Origin of the sequence: Streptococcus sp. HMSC076C09, assembly GCF_001837905.1 — a bacterium.
In the GTDB taxonomy this organism is placed as follows: domain Bacteria; phylum Bacillota; class Bacilli; order Lactobacillales; family Streptococcaceae; genus Streptococcus; species Streptococcus parasanguinis_I.
This window is the reverse complement of the sequence record NZ_KV834636.1, coordinates 26147-41241: the sequence shown is the minus strand read 5'-3', so window position 1 is coordinate 41241 and position 15095 is coordinate 26147. Positions and strand designations below refer to the sequence as shown.

10 protein-coding genes are annotated in these 15095 nt (G+C 43.3%); all 10 read left to right on the top strand.

The genetic code is table 11. The features are described 5' to 3' along the window. Position 1 precedes the first annotated feature (1 nt). The 10 genes from HMPREF2704_RS03705 to pgk all read left to right on the top strand — a co-directional run bounded on the left by HMPREF2704_RS03705 (position 2) and on the right by pgk (position 15048). Positions 2–1252 (top strand): DNA recombination protein RmuC, encoded by a 1251-nt coding sequence (locus HMPREF2704_RS03705; RefSeq protein WP_049506568.1) that lies wholly within the window; start codon positions 2–4, stop codon positions 1250–1252. Continuing rightward, the gene (locus tag HMPREF2704_RS03700; RefSeq protein WP_021153975.1) at positions 1239–2183 is read left to right on the top strand and encodes a 3'-5' exoribonuclease YhaM family protein; all 945 of its coding nucleotides are present in this window, start codon (positions 1239–1241) and stop codon (positions 2181–2183) included. The genes HMPREF2704_RS03705 and HMPREF2704_RS03700 overlap by 14 nt, the downstream gene beginning before the upstream one ends. 135 nt (positions 2184–2318) lie before the next feature. Then, positions 2319–3134 carry a pur operon repressor gene (purR, locus tag HMPREF2704_RS03695; protein ID WP_003012466.1) on the top strand — a complete coding sequence of 272 codons (816 nt, stop codon included), beginning with the start codon at positions 2319–2321 and terminating at the stop codon, positions 3132–3134. A 23-nt stretch (positions 3135–3157) separates the two neighbouring features. Beyond that, positions 3158–3712: a hypothetical protein gene (locus tag HMPREF2704_RS03690; protein WP_049506569.1), complete on the top strand. Its 555-nt coding sequence runs from the start codon at positions 3158–3160 to the stop codon at positions 3710–3712. A gap of 205 nt (positions 3713–3917) precedes the next feature. After that, a complete protein-coding gene (rpsL, locus tag HMPREF2704_RS03685) occupies positions 3918–4331 on the top strand; it encodes a 30S ribosomal protein S12 (protein WP_003003125.1) in 414 nt (137 codons plus the stop codon). A gap of 19 nt (positions 4332–4350) precedes the next feature. Next, positions 4351–4821 carry a 30S ribosomal protein S7 gene (rpsG, locus tag HMPREF2704_RS03680; RefSeq protein WP_003003105.1) on the top strand — a complete coding sequence of 157 codons (471 nt, stop codon included), beginning with the start codon at positions 4351–4353 and terminating at the stop codon, positions 4819–4821. A 425-nt stretch (positions 4822–5246) separates the two neighbouring features. Beyond that, positions 5247–7328 carry an elongation factor G gene (gene fusA, locus HMPREF2704_RS03675; protein WP_003003071.1) on the top strand — a complete coding sequence of 694 codons (2082 nt, stop codon included), beginning with the start codon at positions 5247–5249 and terminating at the stop codon, positions 7326–7328. 279 nt (positions 7329–7607) lie between these two features. Then, positions 7608–8618: a type I glyceraldehyde-3-phosphate dehydrogenase gene (gap, locus tag HMPREF2704_RS03670; protein WP_070466643.1), complete on the top strand. Its 1011-nt coding sequence runs from the start codon at positions 7608–7610 to the stop codon at positions 8616–8618. Positions 8619–8852: 234 nt separating this feature from the next. Next, positions 8853–13646, top strand: a complete 4794-nt coding sequence (locus tag HMPREF2704_RS03665; protein ID WP_070466641.1) for an endo-beta-N-acetylglucosaminidase — start codon at positions 8853–8855, stop codon at positions 13644–13646. 202 nt (positions 13647–13848) lie between these two features. Continuing rightward, entirely contained in the window at positions 13849–15048 is a 1200-nt protein-coding gene (gene pgk, locus HMPREF2704_RS03660) for a phosphoglycerate kinase (RefSeq protein WP_070845725.1), read from the top strand. The last annotated feature ends 47 nt before the right edge of the window (positions 15049–15095 follow it).

Genomic DNA, 15095 nt, shown 5'->3' with positions numbered 1-15095 from the left:
TATGAATATCATTCTGCTTCTGATTGGCCTGCTCAATCTGGGCCTCCTCATCTATCTCTTGCAACGGTCAGATGATACTAGACCGGCTTTACGAGAGATGCTGGAAGACCATGAGGATCATTTGACAGACCAGTTGGACTATCGTTTTGAAAAAGAAAGACAAGCAAGCCAGATTGCCAATCAGCAGTTAGAGATCGCCCTGACAGATCGCTTAACCGAGATGCGAGTGGAGATCCACCAGCAGACGACGGCTCTGCGCGCTGAGATGAACGAGCACTTTACTAAAAATCGGGACAAAACAGATGAGCGTATGCGCCAGATTCAAGAGTCCAATGAAGTGCGGCTAGAACAGATGCGCCAAACGGTAGAAGAAAAATTGGAGAAAACCTTGCAGCACCGCTTGCAGACCTCCTTTGAGACGGTTTCAAAACAATTGGAGTCGGTCAACAAAGGGTTGGGAGAAATGCAGACGGTGGCGAGGGATGTCGGAACCCTTAATAAAGTTCTCTCCAATACCAAGACGCGTGGGATTATGGGCGAATTGCAGCTGGGCCAAATCATTGAAGATATCTTGACTCCAGCCCAGTATGAGCGGGAGTTTGTCACCGTTCCCCAATCCAGTGAGCGCGTGGAATATGCCATTAAGCTTCCGGGGCAAGGAGAGGAACCAGTCTATCTACCGATTGACTCTAAATTCCCACTGGAAGACTACTATCGTCTGGAAGAAGCTTATGAATCAGGAGAGAAAGAGGAGATCGAGCGTTACCGCAAGGCCCTTCTTGCTAGTATCAAGCGTTTTGCTAAAGATATTCAACAAAAATACCTCTTTCCACCAGCGACGACTAATTTCGGAATTCTCTTTTTGCCAACTGAAGGCCTCTATTCCGAAGTGGTTCGCAATCCAGCATTCTTCGATCGCTTGCGTCGGGACGAACAAATTTTAGTGGCTGGTCCAAGCACGCTATCAGCCCTCTTGAACTCCTTGTCTGTTGGCTTTAAAACGCTTAACATCCAAAAGAGTGCAGACGATATTAGTAAAGTGTTGGGATCGGTCAAATCAGAATTCCACAAGTTTGGAGGGATTCTGGCCAAGACCCAGCGCCATTTAAAAAATGCTTCCAATAATATTGATGATTTGCTAACCAGACGGACTAGTGCCATCGAGCGGACACTCCGCCAAATCGAAAGCGATGAGGACCTGCTGGGACTAGATGTATATATAGAAGATGGAGAAGATGATGGTCAAAATTAGCCAAATGAAAAAAGATGAATTGTTCGAAGGATTCTATTTAATCAAGTCAGCAGAAGTGCGTCAAACGCGGGCCGGGAAAAACTACCTCGCCTTTGTCTTCCAGGATGAGACCGGTACGATCGAAGGCAAATTATGGGATGCCCAACCCCACAATGTAGAGAGCTTTACAGCTGGGCGCGTGGTCCATATGTCTGGACGTCGAGAAGTTTACAATAATACTCCGCAAGTCAACCAATTAAACATGCGCTTGCCCCAAGCAGGAGAGCCCAACAATCCAGCAGACTTTAAGGAAAAACCACCAGTAGATCCCAAAGAATTGCATGAATACTTGTCAAACATGATTTTCAAAATTGAAAATCCAGTCTGGCAACGGATTGTTCGGGCCCTCTATGGGAAATATGAGAAAGAGTTTTATAGCTATCCAGCTGCTAAGACCAACCACCATGCCTTTGAAGCCGGTCTCGCTTATCATACGGCGACCATGGTCCGTTTGGCAGATAGTATCGGTGATATCTATCCTCAGTTGAATAAAAGTTTGCTCTTTGCAGGGATTATGTTACACGATTTGGCCAAAGTGATCGAGTTGACGGGACCTGAAAATACAGAATACACTGTTCGAGGCAACCTCATCGGCCACATTGCACTGATCGATGAAGAAATCACCAAGGTCTTGCAAGACTTGAAGATTGATGATCAAAAAGAAGAAGTGATCGTCCTTCGCCATGTGATCTTGAGTCACCATGGCTTGCTGGAATACGGTAGTCCTGTTCGTCCAAAAATCATGGAAGCAGAGATTATTCATATGATCGATAATTTGGATGCGGAAATGATGATGATGACAACAGCACTTGGCTTAATTGGTCCTGGCGAGATGACCAATAAAATCTTCGCTATGGAAAATCGTTCCTTCTATAAACCGAATCTCGACTAGTAAAAACAGAGATAAATACGGAATTCATTCTGCCAAAAATAAAATAATCAGGAAAAAACGGCCTTCTGTAAATCAGAATGTTCGTTTTTTTCGCTTCTTATGGTATAATGATAGAAAAAACTACATGGTGAGAAAATGAAATTAAGAAGAAGTGAACGGATGGTCGTGATTTCTAATTACTTGATCAACCATCCCTATGAATTGACTAGCCTCAATACGTTTGCGGAAAAGTATGAGTCTGCCAAGTCTTCCATCTCAGAAGATATCGTGATCATTAAGCGTGCGTTTGAAGAGATGGAAATCGGAAATATTGAGACCATTACAGGAGCTGGTGGAGGCGTGATCTTTACACCGTCTATCTCAGATCAAGAATCCAAAGAAATCGTCGAGGATCTTTGCAAGCAGCTGTCTGAAAGTGATCGTATCCTTCCTGGTGGCTACATTTACCTGTCTGATCTTTTGAGCAATCCGAAGATTTTGAATCGGATCGGCCGCATCATTGCCAAAGCCTTTCGAGATAAGAAGATTGATGCTGTCATGACCGTAGCGACCAAGGGAGTTCCTTTAGCGAATGCAGTGGCCAATGTCTTGAATGTTCCATTTGTCATTGTCCGTCGTGATTTGAAAATCACAGAAGGGTCAACCGTTAGTGTCAACTATGTTTCAGGCTCAAGTGGGGATCGTATTGAGAAAATGTTCCTTTCAAAACGGAGCCTAAAAGCAGGAAGCCGGGTCTTGATTGTCGATGACTTCCTTAAAGGTGGCGGAACGATTAATGGGATGGTCAGTCTCTTGGCTGAATTCGATTCTGAATTAGCAGGAGTAGCTGTCTTTGCGGATAATGCTGCAACTGACCGGGAATTCTTTGAACACAAATCCTTATTGCGCGTGACCAACATCGATGTAAAAGAAAATAAATTGAGCGTCGAAGTTGGAAATATCTTTGATTAAGAGCAGCAAAGGAGGATCAAAAAGTGAAAAGAATTTTAGATCGATTTGATAATAGTCCTTTGTGGATTCGCTTGGTGACAGTTCTGTCTCTATCCTTTATTTTGGTAGCTGGTTTGTATACCGTTAAAAAGAATACGGCTGCCCAGGTAACGACAGAAATTCAACCTGCTAAAAAAACAGGTTCCCTTCCAGTGAAAAAGGAAACAAAGGAAGAAAAAGAAAAGAAGGAAGAAAAGAAAAATACAGAAGCTGCTGAAAAAGCAGTCGTTCAAATGGAAACAACGCCAAGTCAAGATTCTGTGAACGCTGCCCAAGCTGCTGTGAAGAAAGTCAAAGATGCGACTCAAAAGCAATCGCTTGAGGCCCGTATCCAATACATCGCTAACTATTATGGACTGACCTATGAGAGCGACACAGCGGCAACACAGCAGACTCAAACAGACGCTAATGCCAACGCAAATGCTAATGCCAATGCCGGAGTAGCTGGAGCCAATGCGACAGTTCAACCACAACAGCAACAACAGTATGCTCCGGCTGCAAATGCAGGGGCAGAAGAACCTGCTGAAGCTGGTCAATAATGAACTTTTTCGACTTCTTTAAAAAATAAAAAAACATCTTGCAATCAAAGTGCCGTCATGTTATAATAATAGACGGTACTTTTTACTTTTGGTCTCTCAAGAGTGTACAGGGACGTGCTGACAAATGTTGCAAAAGTACACACAGATGGTAGCTGTCACCAAGTGTACCATCACCAAAAATAAAAAATTTCACAGGAGAATGTAGATGCCTACAATTAACCAATTGGTTCGCAAACCGCGTAAATCAAAAGTAGAAAAATCTAAATCACCAGCTTTGAACGTTGGTTACAACAGTCATAAAAAAGTTCAAACAAACGTTTCTTCACCACAAAAACGTGGTGTTGCAACTCGTGTTGGAACAATGACACCTAAAAAACCTAACTCAGCCCTTCGTAAATTCGCTCGTGTACGTTTGAGCAACTTGATCGAAGTAACTGCTTATATCCCAGGTATCGGACACAACTTGCAAGAACACAGCGTGGTTCTTCTTCGTGGTGGACGTGTAAAAGACCTTCCAGGGGTACGTTACCATATCGTCCGTGGAGCACTTGATACTGCAGGTGTAAACGATCGTAAACAAGGCCGTTCTAAATACGGTACTAAAAAACCAAAAGCATAAGGAAAGGGGATAAAGAAAAATGAGTCGTAAAAACCGTGCGCCTAAACGCGATGTATTGCCAGATCCGCTTTACAATTCACAATTAGTTACTCGTCTTATCAACCGCGTTATGCTTGATGGTAAACGTGGTACAGCTGCTTCAATCGTTTATGGAGCTTTCGAACAAATTAAAGAAGCTACTGGAAACGATGCTCTTGAAGTATTCGAAACAGCTATGGAAAACATCATGCCTGTACTTGAAGTACGTGCTCGCCGTGTCGGTGGTTCTAACTACCAAGTCCCAGTTGAAGTTCGTCCAGAACGTCGTACAACACTTGGACTTCGTTGGTTGGTAACAATCGCTCGTCAACGTGGTGAACACACAATGGTTGATCGTCTTGCAAAAGAAATCTTGGATGCAGCGAACAACACTGGTGCAGCTGTTAAGAAACGTGAAGATACTCACCGTATGGCTGAAGCTAACCGTGCATTCGCACACTTCCGCTGGTAAGATTAAGATACTAAGGGCATTAAAAAAGCGACTGAAAATTAGGAAGCTTGACGAAGAATCGAAGATTCTAGGAAAGCTTATCTATTTTCCGAGCTTTTAGCCCGAGTTCAATTATGATGCTAGGAACGGCAAGGATGCAAAGTGAAAATAGGAAACTGACGCAGTATTCGATGAATACAAGGAAGTTTATCTTTTTCACACAGCATCCCGTTCCGGCTCAACTCGGCTAATTAACTTTAGCCCAGGTTCAATTGAGCTCAACTCGGCTAACTAACTTTAGCCCGGGTTCAATTCAACTCTTCTTACAAGTTGGAACCAAAACTTAGCATGAAAACACTGAGAACGGGTAGGTCCTGCCTATCCGTTTTTATTAAATCATGTTATAATAGAATATAGAAATAAAAAATATAGGAGAAACAAACCTCATGGCACGCGAATTTTCACTTGAAAAAACTCGTAATATCGGTATCATGGCTCACGTCGATGCTGGTAAAACAACTACAACTGAGCGTATCCTTTACTACACTGGTAAGATTCACAAAATCGGTGAAACTCACGAAGGTGCGTCACAAATGGACTGGATGGAGCAAGAACAAGAACGTGGTATCACGATCACATCTGCCGCTACAACAGCTCAATGGAAAGACACTCGTGTAAACATCATCGACACACCAGGACACGTGGACTTCACTATCGAAGTTCAACGTTCACTCCGCGTTTTGGACGGTGCTGTAACCGTTCTTGACTCACAATCAGGTGTTGAGCCTCAAACTGAAACAGTTTGGCGTCAAGCAACTGAATACGGAGTTCCACGTATCGTATTCGCAAACAAGATGGATAAAATCGGTGCTGACTTCCTTTACTCAGTAAGCACACTTCATGACCGTCTTCAAGCAAACGCTCACCCAATTCAATTGCCAATCGGTGCTGAAGATGACTTCCGCGGAATCATTGACTTGATCAAGATGAAAGCTGAAATCTATACGAACGACCTTGGTACAGATATCCTTGAAGAAGATATTCCAGCTGAATACCTTGAACAAGCTCAAGAATACCGTGAAAAATTGGTTGAAGCAGTTGCTGAAACTGATGAAGACTTGATGATGAAATACCTTGAAGGGGAAGAAATCACTAACGAGGAATTGAAAGCTGGTATCCGTAAAGCTACAATCAACGTTGAGTTCTACCCAGTACTTTGTGGTTCTGCCTTCAAGAACAAAGGGGTTCAATTGATGTTGGATGCAGTCCTTGACTACCTTCCAAGCCCACTTGATATCCCTGCAATCAAGGGTGTAAACCCAGATACAGACGAAGAAGAAGAACGTCCAGCATCTGATGAAGAGCCATTTGCAGCTCTTGCCTTCAAGATCATGACTGACCCATTCGTAGGTCGTTTGACATTCTTCCGTGTTTACTCAGGTGTCTTGAACTCAGGTTCATACGTCTTGAACACTTCTAAAGGTAAACGTGAACGTATCGGACGTATCCTTCAAATGCACGCCAACACTCGTAAAGAAATCGAAACAGTTTACTCTGGAGATATCGCTGCTGCCGTTGGTTTGAAAGATACTACAACTGGTGACTCATTGACAGATGAAAAAGCAAAAATCATCCTTGAATCAATCGAAGTTCCAGAACCAGTTATCCAATTGATGGTTGAGCCTAAATCTAAAGCAGACCAAGACAAGATGGGTATCGCCCTTCAAAAATTGGCTGAAGAAGATCCAACATTCCGCGTTGAAACAAACCCTGAAACTGGTGAAACAGTTATCTCTGGTATGGGTGAGTTGCACTTGGATGTCCTTGTTGACCGTATGAAACGTGAATTCAAGGTTGAAGCTAACGTTGGTGCTCCTCAAGTATCTTACCGTGAAACATTCCGCGCTTCTACACAAGCACGTGGATTCTTCAAACGTCAATCTGGTGGTAAAGGTCAGTTTGGTGATGTTTGGATCGAATTTACTCCAAACGAAGAAGGTAAAGGATTCGAGTTCGAAAATGCGATCGTCGGTGGTGTGGTTCCACGTGAATTCATCCCTGCAGTAGAAAAAGGACTTCAAGAATCTATGGCGAACGGTGTTCTTGCTGGTTACCCAATGGTTGACGTGAAAGCTAAGCTTTACGATGGTTCATACCACGATGTCGACTCATCTGAAACTGCCTTCAAGATCGCTGCATCTCTTGCACTTAAAGAAGCTGCTAAGACTGCACAACCAGCTATCCTTGAACCAATGATGCTTGTAACCATCACAGTTCCTGAAGAAAACCTTGGGGATGTTATGGGTCACGTAACTGCTCGTCGTGGACGTGTAGATGGTATGGAAGCACACGGTGCAAGCCAAATCGTTCGTGCATATGTACCACTTGCTGAAATGTTCGGTTACGCTACTGTCCTTCGTTCTGCAACTCAAGGACGTGGTACCTTCATGATGGTATTTGACCACTACGAAGATGTACCAAAATCAGTACAAGAAGAAATCATTAAAAAAGCTAAAGGTGAAGCTTAATTTACCAATGCTTAAAAACTCTTCCCATTTCGGGAAGAGTTTTTGTTTGTTCCAAAAGTGAATACAAGTAAAAAAGTGCTCCTCCTAGCAATCAAGACTTTGTGAAAAACTTTAATAAAAGAGGCACTGATCTATGATAAATCTTGCTTTTCGTTGGGAAATAGTTGCTTTTTAATGCAATAAAGTATATAATAGAGACTGTTAAAAGATGTTTGGCGCTGTGTCAAGTTACTCTTTTCACAAAAAAATTTTTTGATTTTCATAAGGAGGAAATCACGAATGGTAGTTAAAGTTGGTATTAACGGTTTCGGTCGTATCGGACGTCTTGCTTTCCGTCGTATCCAAAACGTAGAAGGTGTTGAAGTTACACGCATCAACGACCTTACAGATCCAGTTATGCTTGCACACTTGTTGAAATACGATACAACTCAAGGTCGTTTCGACGGTACTGTGGAAGTTAAAGAAGGTGGATTCGAAGTTAACGGTAAATTCGTTAAAGTTTCTGCTGAACGCGATCCAGAACAAATCGACTGGGCTAACGACGGTGTAGAAATCGTTCTTGAAGCAACTGGTTTCTTTGCTACTAAAGCTGCAGCTGAAAAACACTTGCATGCTGGTGGTGCTAAGAAAGTTGTTATCACTGCTCCTGGTGGATCAGATGTTAAAACAGTCGTATTTAACACTAACCACGATATTCTTGATGGTACTGAAACAGTTATCTCAGGTGCTTCATGTACTACAAACTGCTTGGCTCCAATGGCTAAAGCTCTTCAAGATAACTTCGGTGTTGTTGAAGGATTGATGACTACTATCCACGCTTACACTGGTGACCAAATGATCCTTGACGGTCCACACCGTAAAGGTGACCTTCGTCGTGCACGCGCTGGTGCTGCTAACATCGTTCCTAACTCAACTGGTGCTGCTAAAGCAATCGGTTTGGTTATCCCTGAATTGAACGGTAAATTGGACGGAGCTGCACAACGTGTTCCTGTTCCAACTGGATCAGTTACTGAATTGGTAGTTGTTCTTGAAAAGAACGTTACTGTTGATGAAGTGAACGCAGCTATGAAAGCAGCTTCAAACGAATCATACGGTTACACTGAAGATCCAATCGTTTCTTCAGACGTTGTAGGTATGTCTTACGGATCATTGTTTGACGCAACTCAAACTAAAGTTATTGACGTTGACGGTAAACAATTGGTTAAAGTTGTTTCATGGTATGACAACGAAATGTCTTACACTGCACAACTTGTTCGTACTCTTGAATACTTCGCAAAAATTGCTAAATAATTCATGCGTATGATGAGAGGAGGGAAACCTCCTCTTTTTTTGTACTTTTTTTAGGGCTTTCTCATCATATTATAGGAATTGATAAAATAGATTGACAGTGCTAAATAGATTAGGGTATCCTATTCTTGATTGGAGATTTCTAATACAACGAAATGAAAGCGATTACAGGTCGTGGAGAAAGGAGACAATGGAAATCGCTCAAGAAAAAGAAAAAAACCATACAAGGAGGTCAAGATGAAAGGTCATCTATTTGAAAAGAAAGAACGATTTAGTATACGAAAATTCAGTGTGGGAGTTTGCTCCGCATTGATTGGGTTAGCATTTTTAGGAACAGGCGCTGTCTCTGCAGATGAGACGGTTTCTACTAGTGAACAACCCTTGGAAAGCTCTTCAGCAACGACCGATGATGTCAATCATTTGGTGAGAGAAGCTGGCGTCTATACTGCAGATGCAGCGCTTCCTACAGCTGATCCTGTAAAACCAGCTACAGCAGAAGTGGTCACTCCAGAGTCTAGTCCTACAAGTACAGAAGCTAGCTCGACGACTGCAGATCATCCAGCTGTTTCAGAGACTGAAAAACCGAAAGCTGCTGCAGAAAAAGTGGCTGATTTACCAACCAATGAAGAAAAACAATTAAGACCCAAAGAAGTTAAGTTCGATACTTGGGACGATCTCTTGAAGTGGGAACCAGGAAAACGAGTGGATGACGATATGAACAGAGCAAGCGTCCCACTTGCGAGTCGTTTTCAAGGGAAACAAATTAATGAACAAGCCAACCCTGAAGCGAAGATCCAAGCACTGTCAAACATGAACTCCAAAGCCAAGGATCATGCGTCTGTCGGTGGGGAAGAATCTAAGGCCTATGCTTTTGATTACTGGCAATATTTGGATTCCATGGTCTTTTGGGAAGGGCTGGTTCCATCAGCAGATGTGATCGATGCTGCCCACCGAAATGGGGTTCCTATTTATGGAACAATCTTTTATAACTGGTCTAGCAGCATCAAGGATCAAGAACATTTTGCAGAAACTTTGAAAGAAGATAGTGAGGGGTCTAAGACCTTCCCGATCGCGCGTAAATTAGTCGAACTTGCCAAGTACTATGGCTTTGATGGTTACTTTATCAACCAAGAAACAACCGGAAATCTTGTAGAACCATTGGGTCCAAAATTGAGAGATTTTCTTCTTTATACCAAGGAATATGCGAAGAGTCTGAACTATCCGATTAAGTATTCTTGGTATGATGCTATGACCTATGAATATGGGCGTTACCATGAGAATGCGCTGGGAGAATACAACTACAATTTCATGCAGCCAGAAAATGGGGAAAATCCAGTTGATACCTTCTTTGCCAACTTTAACTGGGGCAAATCAGAAGTGGATTATTCCATCAGCACAGCTAAATGGATTCATCGGAATCCTTATGATGTTCTAGCTGGACTCGAGCTCCAAAAAGGAGGCTCTTATAAAACTAATGTAGACTGGAATGCCATTTTAGATGAACATGGCAAGCTGCGTCTATCTCTTGGTCTTTATGCACCTGACACCATTACAGGGCTAGGAAAGACGGGAGAAGGTTACCATACCCATGAAGATCTATTCTGGACAGGTTTCCAAGGAGATCCGACTAAAGGAAAACCAGCAGACCAATCTTGGTACGGTATGTCCAATCTAGTAGTGGACAAAACTCCTATTACAAGTGAAGATTTCAATACTTCCTTCAATACTGGTCACGGAAAACACTGGTTTGTGGATGGCAAGATTTCTAAAGAAGGGGAGTGGAACTACCGTTCTGTTTCTGGCTACCTTCCAACATGGCGTTGGTGGGTAGAGCATAGTGAAGATAGTACACCATTGAAAGGTCGCTATGATTTTGATCAAGCCTACAATGGAGGAAATTCTCTAGCCTTTGAAGGAGATTTAAAAGCCAATAGCAGTCAAAATGTCATGCTCTATTCGACCAAGATTCCTGTGACAGAAACGACAAAATTGAGCGTCAGTCATAAAGGTGGGATCGGAGCAGCTGCCTGGGTAGCTGTTGCCACCAAAGAAGACTACTCTGAATACGAATGGAAAGAATTGACACCGAGTGCGGATTGGTCTACTCAAACCTTTGATTTGGGAAGTTTGGCTGGCAAGACCATTTATGCTGTGAAGATGTTCTTTGACCATGATACGGATGTTAAAGACTACAAATTTAATCTCGGCCAATTGTCGATTACGTCAAACCAAGAGAAACCAGCGACTCCAGCAGAAGTATCCGTTCGAGCAAAACGCCTACAAAATGCGCAAGAAGCAGAAGCAGTCCTCAATTTTAAAGGGGTAGCAGATGCGGATTATTATGAAGTCTATGAAAAAGATGGCGATAACTGGCGTCTCTTAACAGGGTCTTCTGCGACAACCGTCTATCTACCAAAAGTTAGCCGTTCAGCAAGTGCTGAAGGAACCACTCAGGAACTCAAGGTTGTGGCAGTTGGGAAGAACGGTCAACGTTCAGATGCGGGAACTGTAGCCTTTGATTGGGGCATGACCGTGTCAGATACCAGTCTACCAAAAGCTTTAGCGCCAAACGTAGTCATTGGAGCCAAAGTGATCGGTTCGAGCTTCCCAGATGCGGATGGTAGTGAAGGCATTGAAGGCATGTTAAATGGGACCATTACCAGTCTTTCAGATAAATGGTCTTCTGCTCAATTGAGTGGAACCGTCGATATCCGCTTGACACAACCTCGGACCATTGTTCGTTGGGTCATGGACCATGCCGGTGCTGGTGGGGAATCTGTCGATGATGGCAAGATGAACACCCGTGACTTCGACCTTTACTACAAGGACGAAGCCGGTGAGTGGAAATTAGCCAAGGAAGTTCGTGGCAATAAAGCCCATGTATCTGACATTACACTTGATCATCCGATCAAGGCTCAAGACTGGCGTCTCCATGTCATTACGGCAGATAACGGAACTCCATGGCAAGCCATCCGGATTTACAACTGGAAGATGTATGAAAGTCTGGATACGGAAACGGTCAACATCCCGATGAAACATGCTGCAGCGCAAAATCTGGGTAATCATTTTGTCCAAGTCGGCTTCAAAGATGTTCCAGCTAATACTACTCTGACTCTTTATGCCGATAAAGAAGCTACTAATCCAATTGCGACCATGACAGCCGATCAAGCTGGAAATCTGATCTTTAAACCACTGGCTTTTGAATCAACCCCATCTCTTCTCTACTATCGTGCGCAAGAACCTGGCAAAGATATCAGTAATGTTCTAGCAATTGAAGTTCCAAAAAATGATAAAGAAATTGCGGGACTTCAATTTGAAGATGGCTTGACCAAGAAGGTCTACCGGGAAGGCGATGCCCTTTCCTTGAAAGGGGCGACTCTCCGCGTTCATTATAAAGATGGCCAAGCAGATCAACTGGTCAACCTCACCAACTCAGGTGTAGAGATTCATGGATTTGACAGTAGCAAGCTGGGAGAACAACACCTAGAAGTCTCTTACCTTGGTCAGAAATTGGATAAGACCCTCACTGTTTTTGTGGTCAGTGCAGAAGAAGCAGGTGAAAAAGCAGTTGCTGGTCTAGAATTGACCGACAAACCAAAAGTGGAATATATTGTCGGAGAATCATTGGAAAAAGAAGGTGGACGCTTTACAGTCGTCTTTGAAGATGAAACGACCGAAACGCATGCCTTGACAGATGAAGGTGTGGAAGTGACTGGCTTTGATACGACCAAGGAAGGTCGTCAAACCATCACTGTCCATTACAAAGGAGCTAGCACAAGCTTTGATGTCCTCGTCAATCCAAAACCAGCTCTCAACGATGAATACCTCAAGCAAAAATTGGCTGAAGCTGAAGCTGCAAAAGCCAAAGTAGACTTTACTTTTGCGACTCCTGAAGTCAAAGAAGCCTTGCTGGCTGGAATGGCTGCTTCTGAAAAAGTCTTGAAAGAGCATGATACCAGCACACAAGATCAAGTCAATGAGCAGTTGAACCAATTGACCGCTCTCTTGAAAGCCTTGGATGGTCAAGCCAATCTAACAAAAGAAAAAGAAGCTCTCTCTGCTCTGACAACAGAAGCGACTGCTCTATTAGCAAGCAAGCCAAATCACCCTTCTGGTGAAGCTTTGCAGGCACTGGTTGAGAAAAATAAAGAGCTCCTAGCTTCTTCAGAGCTCACTCCTGAAGCGCTTGAAACAGCTAAGACAGGTCTAGAGACCTTGATTGCGCTCCTGAAAGAAGATAAGCCAGCGGTCTTTGTAGACCCTGCAACTGGAGTCGAAGTTCAATTCTCCAACTTAGAGCCAACCGTTGTCAAAGGACTGAAAGTCGCAAAAGTTGAAGCCAATCAGGCAGAAAAAGAAGAGCTGAAGGGTCGAGAAGGAATCGTCTTTGATATTGAAGGCGTGGATGCCAGCGGTCAAGATATTGATACCCACCATCCATCCTTTGTGAAAATCCCTGTGGATAAGGATAAAGAAGTGGAGCAAGTTCTCTTCTTCCCAGAAGGTCAAGCTCCTCAATCCTTGGCCTTTGAGAGAGTAGGAGATGTAGTCATCTTTACAGCTCCTCACTTTACTCACTATGCGATTGTCTATAAACCAGCACAAACGGAAGGACCAGATCAACCGATCCAACCAGAGGAACCGGCTAAACCTGATCAGCCTGTTCAACCAGCTCAACCAAATCAACCAGTCCAACCAGCTGCCCCAGTAACTCCGGATCCAGCTAATCCATTGAAGCCTACAGAGTCTTCTCAAGTGGATCAGTTGGCCCCAACGACTTCTACTCAAGCGGGTCATCAGGAGGAAGAACACAAGGATATGGTCGATCAAGAGATCCATCAGTTGTTAAGTGCCCACCAAGGAGCGAACTCACAGCCAACGGTTCAGCAAGAAACAAAAGATGCAAGCAAAGAAAGTCAATCGGAACACTTGCCAAATACGGCAAGCCTAGAAGCTTCCTTTGCAGCTGAAGCTGTTCTCTTAGCGGCCTTAGGCGGCTTCCTCTTGGCTGGTAAGAAGAAAGAAGAGTAAGTCTTTTACAGGATTCTTTCGTTCACTTAAAAAGTCACTCTCAAAAAACCTCTCTGGTGAAAACCAGAGAGGTTTGATCTTGTATTTAGAAGTGTCGTTCGGATCCTGTGAATTAGAGGGGAAAAGCATTGGATTTTTCTACCTCTTTTACAGCTTTTGTGATATAATTATCATGTATTAAAAAAAGAAGGAGTCATATCTAATGGCAAAATTGACTGTTAAAGACGTTGACTTGAAAGGGAAAAAAGTTCTCGTTCGTGTTGACTTCAACGTTCCTGTAAAAGACGGCGTGATCACTAACGATAACCGTATCACTGCAGCTCTTCCAACTATCAAGTACATCCTTGAACAAGGTGGACGTGCAATCCTCTTCTCTCACCTTGGACGTGTAAAAGAAGAAGCAGATAAAGAAGGTAAATCACTTGCTCCTGTAGCTGCTGACTTGGCTGCTAAATTGGGTCAAGAAGTGAAATTTATCCCAGGTGTTACACGTGGTGCTGAATTGGAAGCAGCTGTTAACGCTCTTGAAGATGGACAAGTTCTCTTGGTTGAAAACACTCGTTTCGAAGATGTTGACGGCAAGAAAGAATCTAAAAACGATCCTGAACTTGGTAAATACTGGGCATCACTTGGAGATGGTATCTTCGTAAACGATGCATTCGGTACTGCTCACCGTGCACACGCATCTAACGTTGGTATCTCTGCAAACGTTGATAAAGCTGTTGCTGGATTCCTTCTTGAAAACGAAATTGCTTATATCAAAGAAGCAGTTGAAGCTCCAGAACGTCCATTCGTAGCTATCCTTGGTGGATCTAAAGTATCTGACAAGATCGGTGTTATCGAAAACTTGCTTGAAAAAGCTGATAAAGTCCTTATCGGTGGTGGGATGACTTACACATTCTACAAAGCACAAGGTATCGAAATCGGTAACTCACTTGTAGAAGAAGACAAATTGGATGTTGCGAAAGCTCTTCTTGAAAAATCAAACGGCAAATTGATCTTGCCAGTTGACTCAAAAGAAGCAAACGCATTTGCTGACTACACTGAAGTGAAAGACACTGAAGGTGAAACAGTAGATCCAGGATTCCTTGGTCTTGATATCGGTCCTAAATCAATCGCTAAATTCGACCAAGAATTGACTGGTGCGAAAACAGTTGTATGGAACGGACCTATGGGTGTATTTGAAAACCCTGACTTCCAAGCTGGTACAATCGGTGTGATGGACGCTATCGTGAAACAACCAGGCGTTAAATCAATCATCGGTGGTGGTGACTCAGCTGCTGCTGCGATCAACCTTGGCCGTGCAGACAAATTCTCATGGATCTCTACTGGTGGTGGTGCTTCTATGGAACTCCTTGAAGGTAAAGAACTTCCAGGATTGGCTGCTCTTACAGACAAATAATCTAAATAGAATGAAAGAGGCTGGGACACAAGTCCTAGCCTCTCAAT